19 protein-coding genes are annotated in these 24640 nt (G+C 64.9%); 13 read left to right on the top strand and 6 right to left on the bottom strand.

Annotated features, from left to right (window positions below):
- Positions 1–172: 172 nt before the first annotated feature.
- From AC1DS6_RS18925 to AC1DS6_RS18885, 9 genes are all read left to right on the top strand, one after another.
- On the top strand, positions 173–931 hold the full coding sequence (locus AC1DS6_RS18925; RefSeq protein WP_441632181.1) for a sulfite exporter TauE/SafE family protein: 759 nt from the start codon (positions 173–175) through the stop codon (positions 929–931).
- Between the two features lie 586 nt (positions 932–1517).
- On the top strand, positions 1518–2570 hold the full coding sequence (gene scpB, locus AC1DS6_RS18920) for an SMC-Scp complex subunit ScpB (RefSeq protein WP_477102918.1): 1053 nt from the start codon (positions 1518–1520) through the stop codon (positions 2568–2570).
- Positions 2571–2575: 5 nt separating this feature from the next.
- Positions 2576–4549 carry a 23S rRNA pseudouridine(2605) synthase RluB gene (rluB, locus tag AC1DS6_RS18915; protein WP_477102917.1) on the top strand — a complete coding sequence of 658 codons (1974 nt, stop codon included), beginning with the start codon at positions 2576–2578 and terminating at the stop codon, positions 4547–4549.
- Positions 4550–4881: 332 nt separating this feature from the next.
- The gene (rimP, locus tag AC1DS6_RS18910) at positions 4882–5370 is read left to right on the top strand and encodes a ribosome maturation factor RimP (protein WP_035867865.1); all 489 of its coding nucleotides are present in this window, start codon (positions 4882–4884) and stop codon (positions 5368–5370) included.
- Positions 5367–6842, top strand: a complete 1476-nt coding sequence (nusA, locus tag AC1DS6_RS18905) for a transcription termination factor NusA (RefSeq protein ID WP_477102916.1) — start codon at positions 5367–5369, stop codon at positions 6840–6842. Before rimP ends, nusA begins: the two co-directional genes overlap by 4 nt.
- A 94-nt stretch (positions 6843–6936) precedes the next feature.
- On the top strand, positions 6937–9837 hold the full coding sequence (infB, locus tag AC1DS6_RS18900; RefSeq protein ID WP_035867869.1) for a translation initiation factor IF-2: 2901 nt from the start codon (positions 6937–6939) through the stop codon (positions 9835–9837).
- Positions 9838–9899: 62 nt separating this feature from the next.
- A complete protein-coding gene (gene rbfA / locus AC1DS6_RS18895; RefSeq protein WP_035867871.1) occupies positions 9900–10268 on the top strand; it encodes a 30S ribosome-binding factor RbfA in 369 nt (122 codons plus the stop codon).
- 101 nt (positions 10269–10369) lie between these two features.
- Positions 10370–11317 (top strand): tRNA pseudouridine(55) synthase TruB, encoded by a 948-nt coding sequence (gene truB, locus AC1DS6_RS18890; protein WP_477102915.1) that lies wholly within the window; start codon positions 10370–10372, stop codon positions 11315–11317.
- A 416-nt stretch (positions 11318–11733) separates the two neighbouring features.
- Positions 11734–12114, top strand: coding sequence for a GreA/GreB family elongation factor (locus tag AC1DS6_RS18885; RefSeq protein WP_441632194.1), 381 nt, complete (start codon positions 11734–11736; stop codon positions 12112–12114).
- 108 nt (positions 12115–12222) lie between these two features.
- Here AC1DS6_RS18885 and AC1DS6_RS18880 read toward each other — a convergent pair whose 3' ends face one another.
- The 4 genes from AC1DS6_RS18880 to AC1DS6_RS18865 form a co-directional block, all read right to left on the bottom strand.
- Positions 12223–13827, bottom strand: a complete 1605-nt coding sequence (locus AC1DS6_RS18880; protein ID WP_441632196.1) for a DHA2 family efflux MFS transporter permease subunit — start codon at positions 13825–13827, stop codon at positions 12223–12225.
- 2 nt (positions 13828–13829) lie between these two features.
- The gene (locus AC1DS6_RS18875; RefSeq protein WP_441632198.1) at positions 13830–15080 is read right to left on the bottom strand and encodes an HlyD family secretion protein; all 1251 of its coding nucleotides are present in this window, start codon (positions 15078–15080) and stop codon (positions 13830–13832) included.
- Positions 15081–15153: 73 nt separating this feature from the next.
- Positions 15154–16659, bottom strand: coding sequence for an efflux transporter outer membrane subunit (locus tag AC1DS6_RS18870; protein ID WP_477102914.1), 1506 nt, complete (start codon positions 16657–16659; stop codon positions 15154–15156).
- A 100-nt stretch (positions 16660–16759) separates the two neighbouring features.
- The gene (locus tag AC1DS6_RS18865) at positions 16760–17239 is read right to left on the bottom strand and encodes a MarR family winged helix-turn-helix transcriptional regulator (protein ID WP_035867882.1); all 480 of its coding nucleotides are present in this window, start codon (positions 17237–17239) and stop codon (positions 16760–16762) included.
- A gap of 224 nt (positions 17240–17463) precedes the next feature.
- Here AC1DS6_RS18865 and typA point away from each other — a divergent pair, with 224 nt between their 5' ends.
- Positions 17464–19284, top strand: coding sequence for a translational GTPase TypA (gene typA, locus AC1DS6_RS18860; protein WP_035867884.1), 1821 nt, complete (start codon positions 17464–17466; stop codon positions 19282–19284).
- 75 nt (positions 19285–19359) lie between these two features.
- On the opposite strand, the gene AC1DS6_RS18855 is transcribed toward typA, so the two are convergent.
- A complete protein-coding gene (locus tag AC1DS6_RS18855; RefSeq protein ID WP_477102913.1) occupies positions 19360–20265 on the bottom strand; it encodes a sterol desaturase family protein in 906 nt (301 codons plus the stop codon).
- A 242-nt stretch (positions 20266–20507) separates the two neighbouring features.
- On the opposite strand from AC1DS6_RS18855, the gene AC1DS6_RS18850 reads away from it, so the two are divergent.
- The 3 genes from AC1DS6_RS18850 to AC1DS6_RS18840 all read left to right on the top strand — a co-directional run bounded on the left by AC1DS6_RS18850 (position 20508) and on the right by AC1DS6_RS18840 (position 23958).
- Positions 20508–22070: a methyl-accepting chemotaxis protein gene (locus tag AC1DS6_RS18850; RefSeq protein WP_477102912.1), complete on the top strand. Its 1563-nt coding sequence runs from the start codon at positions 20508–20510 to the stop codon at positions 22068–22070.
- 111 nt (positions 22071–22181) lie between these two features.
- On the top strand, positions 22182–23258 hold the full coding sequence (locus tag AC1DS6_RS18845) for an enoyl-CoA hydratase/isomerase family protein (protein WP_441632206.1): 1077 nt from the start codon (positions 22182–22184) through the stop codon (positions 23256–23258).
- Positions 23259–23397: 139 nt separating this feature from the next.
- Positions 23398–23958, top strand: a complete 561-nt coding sequence (locus tag AC1DS6_RS18840) for an NADPH-dependent FMN reductase (RefSeq protein WP_441632208.1) — start codon at positions 23398–23400, stop codon at positions 23956–23958.
- 169 nt (positions 23959–24127) lie between these two features.
- Here the strand turns inward: AC1DS6_RS18840 and AC1DS6_RS18835 are convergent, their stop codons facing one another.
- Positions 24128–24442, bottom strand: a complete 315-nt coding sequence (locus AC1DS6_RS18835) for a hypothetical protein (protein ID WP_477102911.1) — start codon at positions 24440–24442, stop codon at positions 24128–24130.
- Between the last annotated feature and the right edge of the window lie 198 nt (positions 24443–24640).

The following is a 24640-nucleotide window of genomic DNA, read 5'->3' as shown; positions in this document are numbered from 1 at the left end:
GGTCTGGCGGGGCCTGCCATCTGCGTGGCGCCGCCTGCCGTGCCCGTCGTCATGATTTGCGATTGCGCGGATGTGCGCGGGCGCTGGGCTTCATGTTGATAGCGCCTCTTGGAGTCGCGGGGGCGCGTAGGGCGCATTTTACCGCGCCAGGCGATGTGATTGGGAGGAGAAGTTGACCGTAGGCGTGCTCTTCAGCGTTTTTACCCTGGCTTTGCTAGGTGGTGTGCATTGCGCGGCCATGTGTGGCGGCATTGCGCTTGCGGCCGAGCAAGGCGGCACGGCCCGTGTGCCGGCCACCATCCTGCGCCGGCCAGGCCACTGGCTGCTCGAACTCCTGGTGATGCATGCCGGGCGGCTGAGCATGTATGCGCTGTTGGGCGCCTTGCTGGGTACCCTGGGCGCCGGTGTGTGGAAGGCCCAGTACTTGCCGCTGCAGCGCTGGCTGTTCGGAATCGGCAGCATGATGCTGGTGATGTCGGGATTATGGATGTTGCGTGGGCGCGCCGTGGGGGCTGGCTGGCTGGAGCGGTTTGCCGCGCGCGGCGCTGGCGGTTTGCTCCGTTTTCTTGCCGCCGTGGGCGTGCGCCTGGCGCCCTTGGGCCTGCCACAGGGGCGGCTGCTGCGCCGCTACGGCATGGGGCTGGCCTGGGGGCTGGTACCATGCGGCATGGTCTATGGCGCCCTGGCGATGGCGCTGCTGGCCGGGAACGCCCCTTCGGGTGCGCTGGTGATGGCCGTGTTCGGACTGGGCACTTTGCCAAACCTGTTGGTTATCTCGGGCCTGTCCGGCTACCTCAGGCAGTGGTCGCGCCGCCCGGCGGTACGTACCCTTGCCGGTTTGGCAGTGGCTGCCTTTGGTGTCGTCGGGGTGGCGCGCGCGCTGCTTTTGCCAGAGACGCTGGCCGCGCACGGCTTCTGTCTGGTCTTCTGATACGCCGCTTCATGGCGCATTGCGCACTTTGTCGGGCAGATGCCTGTGTGAATCGGTTGCAGGTTTGCCAGGGAATGCCATACAATCGCAAGAACAGCGATATCGCGCAGCGTATTTCATCGTGGCATCGTCAGGTAGCATTCGCACTCGGGGATGCATGCCAGGAACCCTCCAGCACGTATTACCGCCAGGGACCGTTCCCAATCCGCCGTCCGGTTCAAAAGATTATTTGGTTCAAAAGACCAGCCACGGCAGGGCGGGGTGAAATAGGCCAAGCAGGCCCGATATCCGTATTTTTCTTGCACCCGGAGCGACGGACGTCGTGCCGGACAGGTCCGCCACATCAGGGGGAAGGCGCGACGCAAGGGCTCCGTCGACCGGCAGGTAAAGCCGGTGGCCGGGCGATCTCCTGCCGGGCAGGTCCGGCACCCGATGCAAAAAAGAAAGCGCACGACTGCATGCATCAAGCATTGTGGTTGGCTGCGCGGTCAGATGGCGGTGGCAATTCCAACCGCTGAACCCGCAATCTCCAGTGCGTCCGGGTTTGTCCGGGGCGCAGGTGCAAAGACAGGCTGCACGCAATCACATGAATACCCAAGAGGCGAAGATCGTCCTCGAGACCGCGCTGATTTGTGCGCAGGAACCCTTGCGCGTCAATGACTTGCGCCGGCTTTTTGCCGACGACGTCGGTGCCGACACCATTCGGGTGCTGCTGGAAGAGTTGCGCCGCGACTGGGAGCAGCGCGGCGTGGAACTCGTGGCGCTGGCCAGCGGCTGGCGCTTTCAGAGCCGCCCCGTCATGCGCGAATACCTGGACCGGCTGAATCCTGAAAAGCCGCCGAAATATTCCCGCGCGGTCATGGAGACGCTGGCGATCATCGCCTACCGGCAGCCGGTCACCCGGGGCGATATCGAGGAAATCCGCGGTGTTGCGGTGAGCACCGAAGTCGTGAAGAAGCTCGAGGACCGTAGCTGGATCGAGGTGATCGGCTACCGCGACGTACCGGGCCGGCCGGCCTTGTACGCTACCACCAAGAACTTCCTTGATGACCTTGGCCTGCGTACGCTAGATGAGTTGCCGCCGCTGGAGGATGTCCAGGCGCAGACGCAAGCCGCGCTGCTGAACCAGGAGCCCATAGATTTCGAGGCCCTGGGCACTGTGCCCGCTTTGCCGGCCGGAAGCGACGAAGAAGCGTTTGCGGAGGCCGGCGAGGAGCCTGCGGGCGGCGCTGGCGCTGCCGTCGCCGATGTGTCCAATGCTGGCGAATTGACCCGCTCCGTCCCCGGTGTCCTCGATGCCGGTGCCACGGATGGCATCGCCGAACTGGTGGAAGCATTTGAAAAGAAGGAAGCCTCGGTGCAAGCGCAAGCCGTGCCCGAGGCTGAAGTACCCGCGGTGTCCGAGCCGGATGATGGGCCGGAGAGCGAACTGGTGTCCGCCGAGCCCATGGGGGCGCGGCTTGACGGCACAGCCGTGGAGGATGCCGTCGACGACGGCGAAGCAAATGAGCAAACGGAAGCACCCGCCAACGGTTACCACGAGCAAGTGGCCTCCGGCGAGCAGGAGTCCGAAGTCCCGGGGGCGTCCAAGACGAATCCGGCGCACCCCAGCGAGCACGACGAGCGCGTGTCCAACTGAACACCATGCAACATCCGAATGTGAATACCTTGTCCGATTCTGTTGATCAAGACGTCCGCCAGGCGGATACGCCGGCCGGCGATGCCGGCAATGGCGCCGAAGGCGCGCCGCGCCGCAAGGGCCTGCGCCGTGGCCTGCGCAATCTGGTGGCCACGCGCCGCCAGGCCACGCAGGACCGCGATGGCGGGCGTGCCGCGGAAGGCGATGCACTTGCCTTCGCTGGCGGTCCGGACGCGGGAGCCGCACCGGACGCGCAATCCGCGCGTGGCGATGGCGTGAGAAAGGGGCGTACGCGCGGCAAGCGCAAGCCCGCCGAAGGCGAGTCCGTGCAGGCCGGCGAGCAGCAGGGCGAACGCCCGGCGCCGCGAGGCCGCCGCGCGTTCGGCGGCGACACTGCCGAAGGTGCGAGCGAAACCGGCGGCGAAGCCGCTGGAGAGCGCCAGCGCGACGGTGCCCGCGCCAACTCCAACGGCGCGCGCAAGCGCAAGCCGCAGCAAGGCCAGCAGCCGCAGGGCGCGGCCAGGCGCGGCAGTGCCGAGGGGCAGCAGGGTGGCCCGCGCCAGGCAAGCAAAGGAAACAAAGGCAGGGGCGGCACGCAGCGCCAGGCTCCGGGCGTGCCCGAGAAGGCCCCCGCGGCTGCAGCCGCAGGTGGCGAAGACCTGTTTCGTTTCGTCATCTCCGGCCAGTACGACCAGGAAGATACCAGCGGTGTGCGTGCCAAGGTAAAGCCGGTGCGCGAGCTCTCGGCCGATGACGATGCGCCCAAGCTGCACAAAGTGCTCGCCGAGGGCGGCCTGGGTTCGCGCCGCGAGATGGAGGAGCTGATCCTGCAGGGGCGCGTTTCTGTCAATGGCCTGCCGGCCCATATTGGACAACGCATCCTGCCGGCCGATCAGGTCCGCGTCAACGGCAAGCTGATCCATCGCCGTGTGTCGACCAAGCCGCCGCGCGTGCTGCTTTACCACAAGCCGGCGGGCGAGATCGTCAGCCAGTCGGATCCGGAAGGCCGTCCGACCGTGTTCGACAGCCTGCCGCGCATCAAGGCAGGGAAATGGGTGGCCGTGGGCCGCCTGGACTTCAACACCGAAGGGCTGCTGATCTTTACCTCCTCGGGCGATATCGCCAACAAGTTCATGCATCCGCGCTACGGCGTGGAGCGCGAGTATGCGGTCCGCACGCTGGGCGAGCTGGCGGAGGCGGATCGCCAGCGCCTGCTGCATGGCATCAAGCTTGACGATGGTGAAGCCAATTTCCTGCGCATCGCCGACGGCGGTGGCGAGGGCATCAACCACTGGTATCACGTCGCGCTGACCGAAGGCCGCAATCGCGAAGTGCGCCGCATGTTCGAGGCCGTCGGCCTGACCGTGTCGCGCCTGATTCGCACCCGGTACGGTCAGTTCCTGCTGCCCCGCGGCCTTAAGCGCGGCCGCTGGCAGGAACTCGCCGCGGATGACGTGCGCGCGCTGATGGCGTCCATCGGCCTGAAGGCGCCCGGCAAGGGTGATGGCGGCCCCAGAGGTGGCACCAAGGTGGGTGGTCGCCAGCAGCGCACCGAGGCAGCCATTGCCGGCATGCCGATGCCGACCGGCATGGATGGCCTGCCGCGCGTCAACAGGAACAATGGCCCGCGCGGTAGTGGCGCAGGCCGGGGTCAGCCAGATCCGATGCAGACCTCGATGGGTTATATCGGCGGCCCGACGCTGCTCACCTCGCATACCACGAAGTTTGGCGGTGGCGCGGCGGGTTCCCCGCGTGGTCCTAGTGGTCCGGGGCGCGGCGGTGGCCGGGGCAGCCGAGGCACGAACGGACCCATGGGCCCGATGGGTGGTATGGGCGGTATGGGTGGCATGGGTGGCGGCCAAGGCCGTTCCCAGCGTCGCGGCGGTGGTGAAGCCAACGGCAATGTGATGCCGCAGGCTGGCAAGCCCAGTGGCAATCGCCGTCCTCGCGGCGGCGGTGGCCGCGACGGCAATCGCTAAAGCGAGGGAAGGCAGTGCGCGCGGGGCCGGCCACGCAAGGAAAAGCGCGGCCCGGGCCGCGCCCCTGGCAAGCCAAGTCCTGGTGCCTTTGCCTTTTGCATCGCGACAGCGTATAATCCAAGTCTATTCAAAAGTCATCCTGTAAAAGGGTGGGCGAATGATGGGCATTGCGCCCATTTTTTTTTGCTTCGCCCGTTTCGTGTGCTTGCCGTGTTTCACGGCGCGCCGGTCGGGATGGCTGGCAGGCAAGCAGGCTGCAAGCCGCCAACAAAGGCGGCCGTGCCGGTGGGCTGGGTCTGCCACGGTATTGATGGCCATTATTCGGGAATACAGTGCATCTGGCAGATTTGATCGAAACCACCCTTAACGGCATGGGGTACGAGCTGGTTGAGCTCGAGCGCGCTCCGGGCGGACTCATGCGCGTCTATATCGATCAGCCTGAAACCGGCATCGTCATTGAGGACTGCGAGAAGGTAAGCCGCCAGCTTACCCACGTGCTGACCGTCGAGAATATCGACTACGAGCGCCTCGAAGTGTCCTCGCCGGGGCTGGACCGGCCGCTGAAGAAACTGGCTGACTACGTCCGCTTCGCGGGTCAGGAAGCCAGGGTCACGCTGCGCCTGCCGGTCAATGGCCAGAAGAATTTCGTCGGCATCCTGCAGACGCCCACCGGCGAGCCGGGGGCGGAGCAGGTCGGCCTCGAGTTCGAAGGCCAGAATGGCACGGCACTGCTGGAATTCGCCATATCCGATGTCGATCGCGCACGCCTGGTGCCGGTGATCGACTTCAAAGGAAATCAGAAAAAAGGGAACAAGCAATGAGCCGCGAAGTTCTGTTGCTCGTCGATGCGCTTGCGCGTGAGAAGAACGTCGACAAGGATGTGGTATTCGGTGCGCTGGAAGCGGCACTCGCTTCGGCAACCAAGAAGCGCTTCGAGGAAGACGTGGACATTCGCGTCGCCATCGATCGCGAGTCCGGTGAGCACGAGACGTTTCGTCGCTGGCTTGTGGTCCCCGATGAACAGGGCCTGCAGGAGCCGGACAAGCAGATCCTCATGTTCGAGGCACGCGAGCAGAATGCGGACATCGAGCTGGATGACTTCATCGAAGAGCAGATCGAATCGGTCGAGTTCGGCCGTATCGGTGCGCAAGCCGCCAAGCAGGTGATCCTGCAGAAGATCCGCGACGCCGAGCGCGAGCAGATCCTCAACGATTACCTCGATCGTGGCGAAAAGGTCATGACCGGTACGGTCAAGCGTGCCGACAAGAAGGGCCTGATCGTCGAGTCCGGCCGCGTGGAAGCGCTGCTGGCCCGCGACCAGATCATTCCGAAGGAAAATCTGCGCACCGGCGACCGTGTGCGCGCTTATATCCTGAATGTGGATCGCACCGCACGCGGCCCGCAAATCGAGCTGTCGCGTACCGCGCCCGAGTTCCTGATCAAGCTCTTCGAGAATGAAGTGCCGGAGATGGAGCAGGGCCTGCTGGAGATCAAGGCGGCTGCCCGTGACCCTGGCGTACGCGCCAAGATCGCCGTGGTGGCGCATGACAAGCGCATCGACCCGATCGGGACGTGCGTTGGCGTGCGCGGCACGCGGGTGACCGCGGTCCGTAACGAAATCGGCGGCGAAGCGGTCGACATCGTGCTGTGGTCGGAAGACCCAGCGCAGTTCGTGATTGGCGCGCTGGCGCCGGCACAGGTACAGTCGATTGTTGTCGACGAGGAAAAGCACAGCATGGACGTGGTGGTGGACGAGGAAAACCTCGCTGTCGCCATCGGCCGCAGCGGTCAGAACGTACGCCTGGCGTCCGAGCTGACCGGCTGGCAGATCAACATCATGACGCAGGAAGAATCGGCGCAGAAGCAGGCCGAGGAAAGCGACGTGGTGCGCAAGTTGTTCATGGCCAAGCTGGACGTGGACGAAGAAGTGGCTGACATCTTGATCGACGAAGGTTTCTCCACGCTGGAAGAAGTGGCCTATGTGCCCATCAGCGAGATGTTGGAGATTGACGCCTTCGATGAAGATACCGTCAACGAGCTGCGCAACCGCGCACGCGATGCGCTCTTGACGATGGAACTGGCCCGGGAAGAAAAGGTGGAAGAGGTGTCGCAGGATCTGCGTTCGCTCGACGGCCTGACCCCGGAACTGATCGGCAAGCTGGCTGAAGGCAATATCCATACGCGTGACGAACTGGCCGAGCTGGCCGTCGACGAACTTGTCGACATGGTTGGTCTCGGCGAGGAAGACGCCCGCGCGCTGATCATGAAAGCACGGGAACATTGGTTTAACTGAGGGACACGCTCACGTAACGCTTTTTCAGGCTACCTGAGCGCGCATTCCGCACACGACTGTCCCGACGTATAAACCGAGCATTGAAAGGGTTTGAATGGCAAGCACAACAGTTGCCCAACTGGCCGCAGAACTGAGCCGCAGCGCAGCTGCCCTGCTGGAACAATTGCAGGCAGCTGGGGTGGGCAAGGTGACGCCTGACGACATCATCACCGAATCCGACAAGACCAAGTTGCTGGATTACCTCAAGCGTTCGCACGGGGCGGCCGATGACAGCGCGCGCAAGAAGATCACGCTGACCAAGCGTGAGACTTCCGAGATCCGCCAGGCTGATTCCACCGGCAAGACTCGCACGGTGCAGGTCGAGGTGCGCAAGAAGCGCGTCCTGATCAAGCGCGACGAGGCTTCGCCCGAGGGCGCCGATGGCCACGACGTGGCCGACCTGCAGGTCGATGCGGCCGAGCAGGCGCGCCAGGAAGAGGAAGATCGTCAGCAGGCCGAGTTGCTGGCACGCCAGGAAGCCGAGTCGAAGGCACGCCAGGAGGCGGCTGAACGCGAGGAAGCCGAGCGCCGTGCCAAGCAGGAAGCACTGGAGGCGGAAGAACGCCGCCAGGCTGAGCTCGCCGCCCGCAAGGCGGAAGAGGAAGCCGCTGCCCTGCGCGCCGCCGCTACCGCCAAGGCGCCGGAAGACGACGACTCGCGCAAGAAGGCCGAGGACGAAAAGGTCCGTCTGGCCGCCGAGCGCGCTGCCGCGCAGAAGGCCGCCGACGATGCCAAGCAGGCTGCCGATAAGGCGCGTGCAGAGCAGGACGCAGCGCGCAAGCGCCGCGAGGCCGCCGAAGCCGAGGCGCGAGCCATTCAGCAGATGCTGAATGCGCCGGCGCGCGTGCTCAAGGCGCCGTCGGAACGCAAGGCCGAAGAGAAAAAGGCCGAGCAGACCGGTACCCTGCACAAGCCGGTCAAGGCACCGGGCACCGAAGTCAAGAAAGACGACAAGAAGCCCGCAACGACGACGACCACCGCCACCACCACCGTCGACAAGAAGACCGGCAAGGTAGTGAAGGCTGGTACGTCCTCGACCTGGCAGGACGAAGGCTCGAAGAAGAAGGGCAGCGGCCTGAAGACTCGCGGCGATTCGTCGGGTGGCGTTGGCGGCTGGCGCGGCGGTCCGCGCGGTCGTGGCAACCGTCACCAGCAGGATGATCGCGGCACCAATTTCCAGGCGCCGACGGAGCCGGTGGTGCGCGAAGTGCACGTGCCGGAAACCATCTCGGTGGCGGATCTCGCCCACAAGATGGCCGTCAAGGCATCCGAGGTCATCAAGCAGATGATGAAGCTCGGCCAGATGGTGACCATCAACCAGGTGCTGGACCAGGAAACCGCCATGATCGTGGTGGAAGAAATGGGCCATAAGGCGTTTGCCGCCAAGCTGGACGATCCGGAAGCGCTGCTGGTGGTGGGTGGCGAAGACCACACCGACGCCGAGCAGCTGCCGCGTCCGCCGGTGGTGACCGTGATGGGTCACGTCGACCACGGCAAGACCTCGCTGCTGGACTACATCCGTCGTGCCAAGGTGGCGGCGGGCGAAGCTGGCGGTATTACGCAGCACATCGGTGCCTACCATGTGGAAACCGAACGCGGCGTGATCACCTTCCTGGACACCCCGGGTCACGAGGCCTTCACGGCCATGCGTGCCCGTGGCGCCAAGGCAACCGACATCGTGATCCTGGTGGTGGCGGCCGACGACGGCGTGATGCCGCAGACGAAGGAAGCTATCGCCCACGCCAAGGCGGCGGGCGTGCCCATCGTTGTGGCGATCAACAAGATCGACAAGCCTGAAGCCAACCCGGACCGCGTCAAGCAGGAACTGGTGGCCGAGCAGGTGCTGCCGGAAGAGTACGGCGGTGATTCGCCGTTCGTTCCGGTATCCGCCAAGACCGGCGCGGGCATCGACGATCTGCTGGAGCAAGTGCTGCTGCAGGCCGAAGTGCTGGAACTGCGCGCTCCGGTGGATGCCCCGGCCAAGGGTCTGGTGGTGGAAGCCCAGCTGGACAAGGGCAAGGGCCCGATCGCGACCATTCTGGTCACCAGCGGCACGCTCAAGCGTGGCGACGTGGTGCTGGCTGGCAGCGCATACGGCCGTGTCCGTGCCATGCTGGACGAAACCGGCAAGCCGACCAAGGAAGCGGGTCCCTCGATTCCGGTCGAGATCCAGGGCCTGTCCGAAGTGCCGGCCGCCGGTGAAGAAGTCCTGGTCCTGCCGGACGAGCGCAAGGCGCGCGAAATCGCGCTGTTCCGCCAAGGCAAGTACCGCGACGTCAAGCTGGCCAAGCAGCAGGCGGCCAAGCTCGAAACCATGCTGGAGCAGATGAGCGAAGGCGAAGTGCAGACGCTGCCGTTGATCGTCAAGGCCGACGTTCAGGGTTCGCAGGAAGCGCTGGTGCAATCGCTGCAGAAGCTGTCGACCGAAGAAGTGCGCGTGCAGATCGTGCACGGTGGCGTGGGCGGCATCTCGGAGTCGGACGTCAACCTGGCCACGGCCTCGAAGGCGGTCATCATCGGCTTCAACGTGCGTGCCGATGCTGGCGCGCGCAAGCTGGCCGAGAACAACGGCATCGATATCCGCTACTACAACATCATTTACGATGCGGTAGACGAGATCAAGGCGGCAATGTCGGGCATGCTGGCTCCGGAAAAGCGCGAAGTCACGCTGGGTACGGTCGAGGTGCGCCAGGTATTCCGTGTGCCGAAGATCGGTGCGGTGGCTGGCTGTATGGTCACCGATGGCATGGTCAAGCGTACCGCCCTGGTGCGGGTGCTGCGTAACAACGTGGTCATCCATACCGGCGAGCTCGATTCGCTCAAGCGCTTCAAGGACGACGTCAAGGAAGTCAAGCAAGGCTTCGAGTGCGGTTTGTCGATCAAGAACTTCAACGACGTTCAGGAAGGCGACCAGCTCGAAGTGTATGAAATCACCGAGGTGGCGCGCACGCTGTAAGGCGTGTTGCGGGCGGCGGGCCAACTGGCCCGCCGCTGCCCTTCTCGACAGAAGCGTATTGAATGGCCAAGAAAGGCAGTATCTCCTCCCGTAATCTCCGGATTTCCGACCAGATCCAGCGCGACCTGGCCGAGATGATCCAGCGTGAGCTGCGCGATCCCCGCCTGGGGCTCGTCACACTGCAGTCGGTCACGCTGACCCCCGACTACGCGCACGCCAAGGTGTACTTCACCGTGCTGGCGGCCGACGCCGCGGAAGTGGAAGGTATCCTCAACGAAAAGTCCGGCTACCTGCATTCGCTGCTCTACAAGCGGCTGCATATCCATACGGTGCCGACGCTGCGCTTTTTCCACGATACCTCGGTGGAACAGGCGATCGAGATGTCCAAGCTGATTAAAGAAGCGAACTCCACTCGCGCAAAAGAAGACTGAAAGGCGGCCCGTGATTACGGGCCGTTTTCTTGTTCCCGCTTGTCTTGTTTCCGTTTGTCGCGCCGGGCTCGGAATCCCGCCGGCGCCACATTGCTCCCGTCATGACCGATCCCAAAAACAACCGCCCGCCCCGGCAGCCCCGCCGCGAGGTGCACGGTGTACTGCTGCTCGACAAGCCGCTCGGCCTGTCGTCCAACGATGCGCTGGTGCGTGCCAAGCGCCTGCTGCGCGCGCTCAAGGCCGGCCATACCGGCACGCTCGACCCGCTTGCCACCGGGCTGTTGCCGTTGTGCTTCGGCGAGGCGACCAAGTTTTCGCAGGACCTGCTTGAGGCCGACAAGACCTACGAGGCGGTCGTGCGCCTGGGCATCAAGACCGCCACCGGCGATGCCGAAGGCGAGGCGATTGTGGAACGCCCGGTGACGTGTGACATCGAGGCACTGCGAGAAGCCATGATGCGCTTCGCGGGAGAAATCGAGCAGGTGCCGCCGATGCATTCCGCGCTGAAGAAAGACGGGCGCCCGTTGTACGAGTACGCACGCGCGGGCCAGACAGTGGAGCGCGCGGCGCGCCGCGTCACCATTCACGAAATCGCGCTGCTGGAGTGCGGCTTGCCGCTGGCACCCACCTTCAGCATGCGCGTGACTTGCAGCAAGGGCACCTATATCCGCACCCTGGCCGAAGATATCGGCGAGGCGCTGGGCTGTGGCGCGCACCTGACCGGCTTGCGCCGCACCGCGGTTGGCGACCTGAGCCTGGCCGGCGCGGTCACGCTGGAACAGATCGAACAGCACGGCGATGACGAACGCCCGGCGTTGCTGGCTCCGGTCGATGCCTTGTTGCAGCGCTGCGTTCCGGTGACGCTCGATGCGGCGGCGATGGGACGCTTCCTGCAGGGGCAGCGTATTGCGCAGCGCGACCTGCCTGCCGGCACCGCGCTGGCGGAGGACGAGCTTGCCCGCGTCTATGGCGATGCACCGCAACGCCTGTTGGGCGTGGCACGCATGCGCGAAGGGGCGCTCCGTCCCGAGCGGCTGGTCAAGCTATAAGGGAGGCGGGCGCCCGACCCTGCTCCGAATGGCGCATCGGCCTGACTTTGGTGCTACCAACGTGTTGCATCGCGCAAAAAGGCCGCTTCACATCACGAGAGCCGCGGCGAAAGCGCGCAGGGTTGGCGCGATGCCTTTCCTTTGTGGCGGATATTTGTTTAAATATAAAATATCTGTCGCGCAACCCGGCGCATCCTGCGTCCGGGCACACGCGGCACGACTGCAGAGCCTTCGTGAACCGCCTCTTCCTGCTCTTACGCGCGGCAACAGCCGCCTCGCTCGCTGCCGCCCGGTACGCTGCCTGATCCGCCTGCAAGGCGCGTCGAAGCGCAGCGCACCGGGCCGAACCTCGCTCCCCCCAGAAGCCAAATGCCACACGCGCGACCACGTCGCGCGCGTTGACACCGGGAGTCGGCATGCGAAAGACAGTTTTCCTCACCCCCTGCGATATCGAACGCCTGAATGCGCTCGCCGCCGATCAACGGACGGCGGCGCTCCAGCGCAAGTCCATCCGCGAAGTCATCGGACGTGCCGTGGTCGGCGCCTCCGCCAACCGGCCGCGCGAGGTGGTCACGCTGAATGCACCTTTTCTCTGCATTGAGGCGCAGCACCGCGAGCACTTTGTCTGGCGCATCGTCTACCCCGATGTGGCGGACTTCCGGCGCGGACAGCTGTCTGTCCTGTCGCCCGCCGGCATGGCGTTGCTAGGGACGCCAACTGGATGGCATGTTCGCCTGCCCGTCGCCGATGGTGCGCAGTCAGTCGAATTCGTGGTGCAGGAAATCCTGCCGGCTTGAACCGGTAGGGGAGGGTCGAGCAGGTACGCCGGCGATTGGCGATTGGGGGGGAGGCCGATGCCTGTGAGGGCACCGGCCTGGCCCGGGGGCGCGAAGCACTCGCTTGGCTTAGTGCGCCCCGGCGGCGGAGGCGTCAAGTTCGCCTCCCTTTTTCGGCTTGGTCAGCCAGACGAAAACAATCAGCACGAAGAACAGCACGCCCGAGATCCAGAAGATGTCGTTGGCGCCGAGCATGGCCGCCTGCTGCGAAATGCTGCGCTCGATCTGACCAATGGCCTGGGCCTGGCTCATGCCCAACTGCGTCAGGTGATTCAACTGGTCGGCGTATGCCGGGTTGTAAGGGTTGACCTGTTCCACCAGCTGCGCGTGATGCATCGCCGTGCGGTTCTCCCAGATTGTGGTCGAGATCGAAGCGCCGATCGCGCCGAAGGTGATCCGCACGAAGTTGGAGACGCCCGAGGCCGACGGGATCTTCTCCGGCGGCTGGCCGGACAGGATGATCGAGGTCAGCGGGATAAAGAACATCGCCATCGCCGCACCCTGGATCAGCGTCGGGATCATCAGCGAGCGGGTATCGACCTGCAGGGTGAAGCCCGAACGCATGAGGCTGACCACGCCAAAGGTGATGAAGGCCACGGTGGCGACCCAGCGGGCATCCATCCTGGGCAGGTTCTTCCCGATCACCGGGGACAGCAGGATAGCGAAGATCCCGACCGGCGCCATCACGATGCCGGCATTGGTCGCGGTATAGCCGACGATGGTTTGCAGCCACAGCGGCAGGATCACCAGGTTGCCGAAGAACAGTCCGTACGCGACCGAGATGGCGACCACGCCCGCGCTGAAATTGCGGCCCTTGAACAGCGTGATATCCACGATCGGATGCTTTTCATAGCTCTCCCAGATGAGGAAGAACAGGAATCCGACAATGGCCACCACGGTCAGCACCACGATCGAGGTCGAGTGGAACCAGTCCAGCTCCTTGCCCTTGTCGAGCATGAGCTGCATCGACCCCACCCAGATCACCAGCAGCGCCAGCCCGATCCGGTCGATCGGCAGGATCTTGACGGGCGTTTCGCGATCGCGGTAGATCGCCCAGGTGGCATAGGCAGCGCCAAGGCCCACCGGGATGTTGATGTAGAAGATCCACGGCCAGGTCATGTTGTCCGAGATCCAGCCGCCCAGCAGCGGCCCCATGATCGGTGCCACCAGGGTGGTCATGCCCCATAGCGCCAGCGCCATGGTGCTCTTCTGCGGTGGATAGCTCGATAGCAGCAGCGATTGCGACAGCGGGATCATGGGCCCGGCCACGGCGCCTTGCAGCACGCGCGCCGCCAGCAGGACTTCCAGGTTGGGCGCGACGCCGCACAGCCACGACGAGAGCACGAACAGCAGGATCGAGGTGATGAACAGCCGTACCGCCCCGAAGCGCGTTGTCAGCCAGCCTGTGAGCGGCACCGAGATCGCGTTGGCCACCGCGAACGAGGTGATGACCCAGGTGCCCTGGTTGGGCGCCACGCCGAGGTCGCCCGAAATCGCCGGAATCGACACGTTGGCGATGGACGAGTCGAGCACGTTCATGAACGTGGCCAGCGACAGCGCGATCGTGCCGATGATCAGTTTGCCGCCCGAGAGCGGTACTGGCGCGGCAGGGCGCGCAGCCGGCGCGGGGGCGCCGGGAGCGGCGCCGTCGCGCGCGGGGATGGAGGTGGCCATGTTCAGGTGTTGGCGGGCTTGGCCGAGGCGGGGGCTGCAACCGGCGCTGCCATGGGTTCGGCCGCATGGCGGCCGCCATTGTTCAGCGAGATGATGCGGGCGATCAGCGCGTCGGCGTCCTGCGCGACCTTTTCATAGACGTCGGTCTGCATCGGCCGGGCGACCGTGGTGCTGGACATCGCAGCGCCTTCCTCCTTGCGCACGTCGACGGTCACGTTCATCGACAGGCCGACACGCAGCGGGTGGTCCTTCAGCTGCTTCGGATCCAGCGCGATACGCACCGGCAGGCGCTGGACCACCTTGATCCAGTTGCCGGTGGCATTCTGCGCCGGCAGCAGCGAGAAGGCCGAGCCGGTACCGGCCGAGAAACCCTCTACCTTGCCGTTGTAAGTCACCTTGGATCCGTACAGGTCGGCCTCCAGCGTGACCGGCTGGCCAACACGCATATGCGTGATCTGCACTTCCTTGAAGTTGGCGTCGATCCACACCTGGTCCAGCGGCACCACGGCCATCAGCGGCGCGCCCGGTGCCACGCGCTGGCCCACCTGCACCGAACGCTTGGCCACGTAGCCCGTCACCGGCGCCGGCAGGGTCGAGCGCGCGAACGCGAGGTAGGCGGCACGCAGGTTGGCCGCGGCACGCTGCACATTGGGATGCTTCTCCACCGTGGTCTGGTCGGTCAGCACCTTGTTGGACGCCAGTTGCTCGCGTGTTGCCGACAGCGCCGACTGGGCTGCCGTCAGCGCCGTCTGGGCGTGCGAAATTTCTTCACCCGACACCGCGCCGGAGTTGGCGATGGCCATGCGCCGCCTGAGATCTTCCTTCGCCTTGGCCACATCGGCCTCGCGCATCGCCACGTTGGCTGCCAGCGAACCGTTGTTGACGTAGAGGGTGCGGACCTCGCGCACGGCTTGCGCCAGCTGCGCTTCGGCTTGTTCCAGGGCGACCTGCGAGTCGGCGCGGTCGAGCTGGATCAAGGGCTGACCGGCAGTGACCAGTTGCGTGTCGTCGGCCGCGATCGAGATCACGGTGCCGCCCACCAGCGGCGTAACCTGCACGACATTACCCGCCACATAGGCGTCGTCGGTGCTTTCGAAATGGCGCGCGTACAGGCCCCAGTAAACGCCGTAGCCCACGCCGGCCACCACTACCGCGGCGGTCAGGGAAAGCAGCAGGCGCTTGCGCTTGCCGTTGTTGTTGACAGGGGCCGCCTGGGAGGCGGGAGTCTGGGCCGCTTGCTTGTTATCGCTCATGATCGTCTTTGAAGAATGCTGTCGGTACCGTTGGTCTGTTCTTGTTGTCTGTGCCTGCGCTGCGAGGGCGGGCTTAGCCGCGTGCCTCGGCCGGCTTTGGCGTGCCTTCGGCTTGTTCCTGGTAGCCCCCGCCGAGCGCTTTCATCAGGCCCATTTGCAGATCCAGGCGGCGCGCCTGCAGGTCGGTGGCAAGGCGGCGCTGCTGCAGCACATTGCTTTCGGCATTGAGCACGGTGAGCTGCGTGCCCAGTCCGGCCTTGTAGCGGATGGTGGCCAGCGAGTAAGCCCGCTCGGCCAGGGCCAGTGCTTCGCGCTGGGCCGTGATCTGCGTGTCCACGCTGCGGATGCTGGCGACCGTATCGGCGGTTTCGCGCAGCGCGTCGACCAGCGTCTGGTTGTAGTTTGCCGCGGCGAGGTCGTATTGCGCGTACTTGCCCTTCAGGTTGGCGCGCAGCTTGCCACCCTGGAAAATCGGCAGGCGGATGGCCGGGCCGATGCCGAAGGTGCGGCTGATACTCATCAGCAGGTTGGCGGGGTCCAGCGAGGCGACGCCGGCGAAGGCGGTCAGGCTGACGGCGGGCAGGAATTCCGCGCGCGCCACCTCGATATCCTTGCTACTGGCCTCGACGCGCCAGCGGGCTGCAACCAGGTCGGGGCGGCGGCCCAGCAAGTCGATGGTGAGGTTGTCCGGCAGTTGCGGTGTGTCTTGCGCCAGGATGGTCGGGCGCTGGATCGCCAGGCCGCGGTCCGGGCCCTTGCCCAACAGGGCGGCGAGCTGGTTGCGCGCCAGCGTGATGTCTTCGTCCACGCGCAGCAGGTCGGTTTGCGCCGAAGCCACCGTGCCGCGTGCCTGGGTGGTTTCCACCTGGGTATCCAGCCCGGCGCTGAGACGCTCGCTCGACAACTGGGTCAGGCCGCGCCGCTGGGCGATAGCGCGCTCGGCCACGTCGCGTTGCGCGTACAAGGCGGCAAGGCGCGCATAGGTGCGGGCCACGGATGTGGTCAGGATCAGGCGCGAGGCCTGGCTTTCGGCCTCAATGGCGCGATCGTCGGACAGCGCGGCTTCGAGCGCCGCGCGATTCTTGCCCCAGAAATCGAAGTCGTACGACAGGCCGGCTTGCAGGCGTGTCTGGTTTTGCCACGAACCGGCCAGCGGCGTGCCTTCAAACAGGTCTGTCTCGGAAAAGCGCTGGCGTACCAGGCTGCCTTGGAGGTCGACCTGTGGATACAGGGCGCTGCGGGTGGCGTCGGCGATTGCGCGCGAGGCTTCCACGCGGGCGAAAGCGGCTTGCAGGTTAGGGCTGTCCTTCACCGCCTCGTCGACCAGGCCGCGCAACTGCGCATCCTTGAACTGGTCGATCCAGTCGAGCGAGGGCCATTGGCCGTGCTGCGAGGGCAGGGACTGGGCGCTGGCAAGAGCGCCAGGGGCGGTGACCGTCTGCGTGCTGTGCGAATTGCCGAACGCGGCGCAACCCGCAAGAACCGCGGCCGCGAGCGCCGTCAGCGCCAGCGTGCCGGCCCGGCGGCCCGCCGCGCTTGCGCGCGGCGACAGGGCGAGAGAGAAGAGAGCTTGATTCATCTGGGTGCGGAACGACAGAGCCTTGTTGTTTGTTCTTTTATTCGAGAGGTCGGGGCGGCGGCGGCCGGGAGGCTTGGCAAAGGCGCGTCTGTTACGCCGGCTAGCCGCTGTTGTTGCTGATGATCCGGTGCAGCATCGAGCGGAAGGTCTGCAACTCGGTATCGGAAAAGCCCTTGAAATGCCGGTTCAGCACGCGGCAGTAGATCCGGGGCAACTCGTCCACCAGGATCCGGCCGGCGGGCGTGATCGACAGGTCGACCACGCGCCGGTCGGCATCGCTGCGCTGGCGCTCGATCAGGCCGCGTTTCTCCATGCGGCTGAGCAGGCGCGTGACAGAACCCATGTCCGTGTTGAGTTCCCGGCCCAGGTCGGTCACCGTGCTGCCACGGCCAGCGGCCAGCATCATCAGGCAGGTTGCCTGGGCATGCGTGATGTCCAGGCCGGTCACCTCCTGCTCCACCTCGTGCGATAACACGTTCTTGGCGCGCGCCATCAGGTAGCCCACGCTTTCGCCCATGCAATATTCGGCCGGGTCGAAGGGGTGGGTGTCATCGGGAGTGGATTGGGTCTGCTCGGACATCTCGCTCGGGTGCTTGTCGCTGCAATGTTTGTCGTGGCAACTATATGTTCACGATTTGCTAATCGCAAGGAGGGCAATTTGTTATTGCTAATGACGCAATAATCCAAATCCAGTCGAGCGGGGTGGGTAAGAAGTGTCCGAATGTCGGCCTCGGGTTTTGCGCCGCAACATGCTATAATTTCGGGTTATCTTTTGATGCTCAGCCCCCAAAGCGAGACGCTGCAATGACCCGCGCCATCCGCAATATCGCCATCATCGCTCACGTCGATCATGGCAAGACCACTCTGGTCGACCAACTCCTGCGCCAGGCAGGCACCTTCCGCGACAACCAGCAAGTGGTCGAGCGCGTGATGGATTCGAACGACATTGAAAAGGAACGCGGGATCACCATCCTCGCGAAGAATTGCGCTGTCGAATACAACGGCACCCATATCAATATCGTCGACACCCCTGGCCACGCCGACTTCGGCGGTGAAGTGGAGCGCGTGTTGTCGATGGTCGACGGCGTGCTGCTGCTGGTCGACGCCGTTGAAGGCCCGATGCCGCAGACCCGTTTCGTCACGCGCAAGGCGCTGGCGCTGGGCCTGAAGCCGATCGTGGTCATCAACAAGGTCGACCGTCCGGGCGCGCGTCCGGAATGGGTGATCAACCAGACTTTCGACCTGTTCGACAAGCTGGGCGCCACCGACGAACAGCTCGACTTCCCGGTGATCTACGCTTCGGGCCTGAACGGCTACGCCGGCCTGACCGACGACGTGCGCGAAGGCGACATGAAGCCGCTGTTCGAGACGGTGCTGTCCAAGGTGCCCGTCCGTGACGACAACCCGGATGGCCCGCTGCAGTTGCAGATCATCTCGCTCGATTACAACAGCTATGTCGGCAAGATCGGCGTGGGCCGCATTTCGCGTGGCCGCGCTCGCTCGCTGCAAGACGTGGTGGTCAAGTTCGGCCCCGAAGGCAACCCCATCAAGGGTCGTATCAACCAGGTGCTGAAGTTCCAGGGCCTGGAGCGCGAAATCGTGGCGGAAGCCGAAGCCGGCGACATCGTGCTGATCAACGGCATCGAAGAACTGGGCATCGGTTGTACCGTGTGCGCACCGGACGCGCAGGACGCGCTGCCGATGCTGAAGGTGGACGAGCCCACGCTGACCATGAACTTCTGCGTCAACACCTCGCCGCTGGCAGGCCGCGAAGGCAAGTTCGTGACCAGCCGCCAGCTGCGCGAGCGCCTGGACCGCGAACTGAAGTCGAACGTGGCGCTGCGCGTGGCCGAAACCGGCGACGACACCATCTTCGAAGTGTCGGGCCGCGGTGAACTGCACCTGACCATCCTGCTGGAAAACATGCGCCGCGAAGGCTACGAGCTGGCCGTGTCGCGCCCGCGCGTGGTGTTCAAGGAAATTGACGGCGTCAAGCACGAGCCGTACGAACTGCTGACCGTGGACGTCGAAGACGGCCACCAGGGCAGCGTGATGGAAGAACTGGGCCGCCGCAAGGGCGAACTGCTCGACATGGCATCGGACGGCAAGGGCCGCACCCGCCTCGAGTACCGCGTTCCGGCACGCGGCCTGATCGGCTTCCAGGGCGAGTTCCTGACGCTGACGCGCGGCACCGGCCTGATCAGCCACATCTTCGACGACTACGCGCCCGTGCGCGAAGGCGGCCTGGGTGAGCGCCACAACGGCGTGCTGATCTCGCAGGACGACGGCGATGCCGTGGCCTACGCACTGTGGAAGCTGCAGGACCGCGGCCGCATGTTCGTCAAGCCGGGCGATGCGCTGTACGAAGGCATGATCATCGGCATCCATAGCCGCGACAATGACCTGGTCGTGAACCCGATCAAGGGCAAGCAGCTGACCAACGTGCGCGCCTCGGGTACCGACGAAGCCGTGCGCCTGGTGCCGCCGATCCAGATGTCGCTGGAATACGCGGTGGAATTCATCGCCGACGACGAGCTGGTCGAGATCACGCCGAAGAGCATCCGCCTGCGCAAGCGTCACCTGAAGGAGCACGAGCGTAAGCGTGCTTCGCGCGAAACCGCGTAAGCGTTTCGCCTCGGGCAGTCTTGCCAACAAAAAACCGCGCCTTGTGCGCGGTTTTTTGTTGCCCGTTTTTCGGGGTTATCGGGGCTGTCGGGCATTCTGGCTGCGATCCGCTCCAAACGCCGCGCCGGGCGGCGCCAGCTTGGCGGCCGCTTCGCGCGGATTGCGCCACTCCGGCGGCTTCCAGAGATGGCGCGGATCCCGGTGGCGCCATGCGTCGGCGAACATGTCGCGCCATTCGTGGAAGGTGAGGGTGAGCGGGTTATGGCTGGCAATGCCTCGGGTTATGCCGTACTCGGGCGGCGCTTGCTCAGGCACGAAGGATCCGAACATCCGGTCCCACACGGTCAGCACGCCCGCATAGTTGCGGTCGATGTACTGCGGGTTCCTGGCATGGTGCACACGGTGGACCGAGGGCGTATTGACCAGCCATTCAAGCCGGTGCCAGCGGCCGCCCAGCCGCGTATGCACAAAGAACTGGAATGCGAGGTTCAGCCCCACCGCCAGGATCACCCAGTCGGGCGTGAAGCCGATCAGCGCCAGCGGAATCCAGAAGAGCCACATTCCCGAAAGCGTATAAGTCAGGCTCTGCCGGAAGGCCGTCGAGAAATTCATGCCCTCGGAGGAATGATGGGTGACGTGCGAGGCCCACATCCAGCGCACCCGATGGCTGGCGCGATGAAACCAGTAATAGAGAAAGTCCTGCAATAGCAGCAGCAGAAGAAACGACCACAGGGTTTGCGGCATCGCCTTCAACCCGTGCTGGTAGCTCCAGGTGTAGACCGTGCGCACCATCAGCCAGAGGAAAAAGGCATCCGACGCCTGATGCATCAGCGCCAGCGCCGCGTTGGAAACGGTATCGCGCAAGCTGTAGACGGCGGGATCGCGCCGCGCCCAGTACCACGCCTCCGCGCCGATGGTCAGCAGGAAGGCCGGCGCGAACGCCAGCAGGATCAGGCCGGGATCGATTGTTGACGGTTTCATCCGGGCAATGTTGCGCGATTCAGGGTGTTTTGTCTGGAGGCGATCCTCTATACGCCCGTGTGGCGTTGCCAAATGCGCACGCCGATGCACTCAGTAATGCTTGTGACGCACATTTGCATTCCTGATCATTTTGCACGACTGAATATCCATGCGCGTGGGGTCAAGCCGGCAAGCGTGGCGCCGTTATAGCAGGGCGGCTGAAAACAGAGCCGCGTCAGCGCTAATTCCAACGGGGAGCCCTCATGTTTCGCAACACCACCATCGGTACTAGATTGTGGATTTTGACTGTTGTTACCAATATGTTGTTGCTGGTTGTCGGTGCCGTAGGCTGGCTCGGCATGTCGCGCAGCAATGACGCCACCCGGCAGATCTACCAGCAGCAGCTCGCCGCCGCCGTGAATCTGGCAGAGGCACGCTCGAACCAGTTGCTCGTTCGCGTCTTGCTGGACCAGGCCACCTTTGCCGCCGACCCGGCCGATGCGCGTGCGCGTGCCGCTACCGCAGAGGGCTTTGCGCGCCAGTCGGACGCCGCCTGGAAGGCTTACCTGGCGCTGCCGCGTTCGCCCGAGGAAGCCAAGGCCGCCGAGGAAGTTGCCGCCAGGCGTGAAGCGTTGTTCACGCAAGGCGTCTCACCGATGATCGCAGCGCTGCATCAAGGGGATCGCGAGGCCGTGATGCGTGCCGTGCTGGAAACCATTCCCAAGCTCGATATCGCTTTTACCGCCGTCAACACCGAGCTGGGCAGGCTACAGGTCGCCAGCGCGGAGGCGGTCTATCACGGTTCGCAGGAGCGCTACACCACGTTGCGCTCGCTCTCGATTGGCGTGCTGGCGCTCGGGCTGTGCTTCAGCACGGTGGTGGCCTGGCGCTTGCGCCGCTCCATCGTGGGTCCCCTCGATGCGGCCATCGCACGCTTCGAACGCATCGCGGCCGGCGATCTTGGCGCTAAGTCCGATGGCGCGGGTTTGAGCGCCGAGGGCGAGCGCAGCGAGACAGGCCGGATGCTGGCCATGCTCGGCCGCATGCAGGCGAGCCTGGCCGCGATGGTGAGCGATGTGCGCGGTGGCGCGGACTCGATTGCCGCCGCCAGCAAGCAGATCGCCAGCGGCAACAGCGATCTCTCGCAGCGCACCGAGCAGCAAGCCGCGTCGCTGGAAGAGACCGCATCCAGCATGGAGCAGCTCACGGGCACGGTACGCCAGAACGCCGACAGCGCGCGCGAGGCCAACGACCTTGCCAGCGATGCCACCGGCCTGGCGGAGCGCGGCAGCGACGCTGTGGCGCGGGTGGCAAGCACGATGCAAGCCATTGATGCCAGCGCCAACAAGATCGTGGACATCATCGACGTGATTGAGAAAATTGCGTTCCAGACTAATATCCTCGCGCTCAACGCGGCGGTGGAGGCTGCGCGAGCCGGCGAGCACGGGCGCGGCTTCGCGGTGGTGGCGGGTGATGTGCGCGATCTTTCGCAACGTTGCGCGGGCGCTTCCAAGGAGATCCGCACGCTGATCGGCGATTCGGTGTCCCGGGTGCGCGCCGGCGGCGAGATGGTGGATCAGGCGGGGCAGGTGATGCAGGAGATGGTAAATGCGGTGCGGCGCGTGAGCGGCATCATGGGCGGCATCAGCTCGGCCTCCGACGAGCAATCGCGCGGGATCGAGCAGGTCAACCAGGCGGTGGCGCAGATGGACGGCATGACCCAGCAGAGCGCCGCGCTGGTCGAGCAGGCAGCCGCCGCCGCGGCATCGCTGGAAGACCAGGCGCAGCGCCTGACAGGGCTGATGTCGGCGTTCCGGGTGGTCTGAGCGGATGGCGCGCGGCGGCGCTGAGCGGCACGCCGCGCGCCATGTGCCGGCGGGTGCGGCCTGCGGCGCGGCTGGTGTAAAGTTGCGGGTTGCATTCGCGGAGAAAGAGACATGACTGAATTGGTCGCAAGCGAGATTCGCGGCGGTATCGGCTACCTGACGCTGAACCGGCCCCAGGCGCTCAACGCGCTTTCGCTGGAGATGATTCGCGCCATTACCACGGCGCTCAATGACTGGGCGGTGGCGCCCGAGGTGGTGGCGGTGGTCATCGCCGGCGCTGGCGGCAAGGCCTTTTGCGCCGGCGGCGACATTCGCTTCTTCCACAAGGCCGCGCAGGCCGGCGATCCTTCGCTCGACCAGTTCTTTGTCGAGGAGTACGCGCTCAATCACCTGATCCATCGGTATGCCAAGCCCTATATCGCGTTGATGGATGGCGTGGTGATGGGCGGCGGCATGGGCATCTCGCAAGGTGCGCGCCGCCGGCTGGTGACCGAGCGGACCAAGATGGCCATGCCCGAAACCAATATCGGCCTGTTTCCCGACGTGGGCGGCGGCTGGTTCCTGTCGCGCACGCCAGGCCGCCTGGGCGAATACCTGGGCCTGACCGGCGCCATGATCCATGCCGCCGACGCACTTCATGCCGGCCTGGCCGATGCCTACCTGCCGGGCAATGCGATGGCCGAGCTGGTGGACACCCTGCGTGCCCGCGACTTCGCCAATGGCGACGCCGTGCTGGCATGCATCGACGAGGCCACCGCCGCGCACCGTGCAGCCTGCCCGCCGGGGGAAAGCCAGTTGGCCGCGCTGCAGGATGATATCGACCGTCTGTTCGCCGCTGCCTCGGTGATCGACATCCTGGCTGCCGTCAGCGATGCCGGCTCCGACTGGGCCGCGCAGACAGCCGCCATGCTGCGCGCACGCTCGCCGCTGATGCTGAATGTCACGCTGGAGCAAATCCGCCGCGCCCGCACCATGTCGCTGGAAGACGAACTGCGCATGGAGCTGGACATGATGTACTACGTGTTCCGTCAAGGCGATGGCGTCGAGGGCATTCGTGCACTGGCGGTCGACAAGGACCATGCGCCCAAGTGGCAGCCGGCGCGCCTGGATGAGGTAAGCCGCGAACGCGTGCGCGCCTTCTTCGACAGTCCCTGGGCGCACGGCGGACATCCCCTCGCGTCGCTGTAGGCACGTGCCGGGCGGTTCCTTTCCCGCAAATGGATTAGAGTGTCGTCTGGACCTGCCGCTGCGCGCAGCACGCTGTCTGTGCCGACCGGGACGGTTGTGTCCTGCCACCCATGGTGCAGTGAACGAGAAAGGAATCGCGATGAGTACTCCCCGTGACGTAGCCGTACTGGTAGGCAGCCTGCGCAAGGACTCCTTCACCCGCAAGCTCGCGCTGGCGCTGGCCGCGATGGCGCCGGCAGGCATCAAGCTCGAGATCATCGAGATCGGGCAGCTCCCGCTGTACAACCAGGACGAAGACGCCAGCCCGCCCGCGCCGTGGGTGGTCTTTCGTGATCGCATCCGCCGTGCCGATGCCGTGCTGTTCGTGACGCCGGAATACAACCGCTCGGTGCCGGCGGCACTCAAGAATGCCATCGACGTCGGCTCCCGCCCCTATGGCAAGAGTGCCTGGGACGGCAAGCCGGGCGGTGTGATCAGCGCGTCGCCGGGCGCCGTCGGCGGTTTCGGCGCCAATCACCACCTGCGCCAGTCGCTCGTCTTCCTCAATATCCCCGTGCTGCAGCAGCCGGAAGCCTATATCAGCGGTGTCGATAAACTGTTCGACGAACAAGGCGGCATCGCCAACGAATCCACTCGCGGCTTCCTGGGCAAATACCTGACGACCTTCGAAGCCTGGATCGAGCGCAACGCACCGCGCTGATACTGGCAGAGGGGGACCGTCGTTGACTTCAGGCCCCTGACTTTGAAGTCTTTGACGTCAAGCAACAGGAATCAACGTCAACCACCCCCCAAAAAGCACTGACGCCCGCTGCCGACAGGGCAGCGGGCGCGGAGGGCAGAATATCGCTGCCTTGCGCTTCTGATTCTGCTTACTTGCGCTTGATGTCCGTGGCCGGCCGCTCCTGCGTACCTGCCAGCGGCTGGCCTGGAAAGCCCCCCGGATAGCTGATGACGCGCATGCCTCCCCCTGCCATGCGCGGCGTCCATGCATGCCCGGCGCGAACTCTCGCGCCGCCTGTGATTGCCACCATGGCTTCCTTGTCGAGATCCACGCTGTCTGGCAAATCCTTGATGACGATGACGGCCATGACTTCCTCCTGCTTGATGGCGAGGGCCGGGTTGTCCAGCGCTCGCCGGGTGGGTGCGGGTGATGCGGCAAGCCCATCCAGATCAGTATAGGCCACGGGTTTTACCTCCGAGGCACTGCCTTTGCATGCGCAACGGCCGTGGAAACCGCAGGGGTTTCCACGGAGCCTGGCGCATTTCGTTCAGACCTTGGCGTGGGTGGCGGCCCATTGCGACGGGTTGACGTCGATGCTCAGCGGGCCGAAGCCGGAGCCGATCACGCCGACGTTGTTGAGCGTGTTCACGTTGATGCTTTG

The sequence above is a fragment of the Cupriavidus sp. 05L310 genome (genome assembly GCF_056398185.1).
Note: the sequence above shows the minus strand (reverse complement) of the source record. Positions and strands in the feature narration are given on the sequence as shown.

What these genes read in the sequence shown, in the direction of transcription:
- scpB (WP_477102918.1), top strand. Translation starts at nt 1,518, where the DNA reads ATGAATACCCAAGAGGCGAAGATCGTCCTCGAGACCGCGCTGATTTGT.
- rluB (WP_477102917.1), top strand. Translation starts at nt 2,576, where the DNA reads ATGCAACATCCGAATGTGAATACCTTGTCCGATTCTGTTGATCAAGAC.
- nusA (WP_477102916.1), top strand. Translation starts at nt 5,367, where the DNA reads ATGAGCCGCGAAGTTCTGTTGCTCGTCGATGCGCTTGCGCGTGAGAAG.
- infB (WP_035867869.1), top strand. Translation starts at nt 6,937, where the DNA reads ATGGCAAGCACAACAGTTGCCCAACTGGCCGCAGAACTGAGCCGCAGC.
- rbfA (WP_035867871.1), top strand. Translation starts at nt 9,900, where the DNA reads ATGGCCAAGAAAGGCAGTATCTCCTCCCGTAATCTCCGGATTTCCGAC.
- truB (WP_477102915.1), top strand. Translation starts at nt 10,370, where the DNA reads ATGACCGATCCCAAAAACAACCGCCCGCCCCGGCAGCCCCGCCGCGAG.
- AC1DS6_RS18885 (WP_441632194.1), top strand. Translation starts at nt 11,734, where the DNA reads ATGCGAAAGACAGTTTTCCTCACCCCCTGCGATATCGAACGCCTGAAT.
- AC1DS6_RS18880 (WP_441632196.1), bottom strand. Translation starts at nt 13,827, where the DNA reads ATGGCCACCTCCATCCCCGCGCGCGACGGCGCCGCTCCCGGCGCCCCC.
- AC1DS6_RS18875 (WP_441632198.1), bottom strand. Translation starts at nt 15,080, where the DNA reads ATGAGCGATAACAAGCAAGCGGCCCAGACTCCCGCCTCCCAGGCGGCC.
- AC1DS6_RS18870 (WP_477102914.1), bottom strand. Translation starts at nt 16,659, where the DNA reads ATGAATCAAGCTCTCTTCTCTCTCGCCCTGTCGCCGCGCGCAAGCGCG.
- AC1DS6_RS18865 (WP_035867882.1), bottom strand. Translation starts at nt 17,239, where the DNA reads ATGTCCGAGCAGACCCAATCCACTCCCGATGACACCCACCCCTTCGAC.
- typA (WP_035867884.1), top strand. Translation starts at nt 17,464, where the DNA reads ATGACCCGCGCCATCCGCAATATCGCCATCATCGCTCACGTCGATCAT.
- AC1DS6_RS18855 (WP_477102913.1), bottom strand. Translation starts at nt 20,265, where the DNA reads ATGAAACCGTCAACAATCGATCCCGGCCTGATCCTGCTGGCGTTCGCG.
- AC1DS6_RS18850 (WP_477102912.1), top strand. Translation starts at nt 20,508, where the DNA reads ATGTTTCGCAACACCACCATCGGTACTAGATTGTGGATTTTGACTGTT.
- AC1DS6_RS18845 (WP_441632206.1), top strand. Translation starts at nt 22,182, where the DNA reads ATGACTGAATTGGTCGCAAGCGAGATTCGCGGCGGTATCGGCTACCTG.
- AC1DS6_RS18840 (WP_441632208.1), top strand. Translation starts at nt 23,398, where the DNA reads ATGAGTACTCCCCGTGACGTAGCCGTACTGGTAGGCAGCCTGCGCAAG.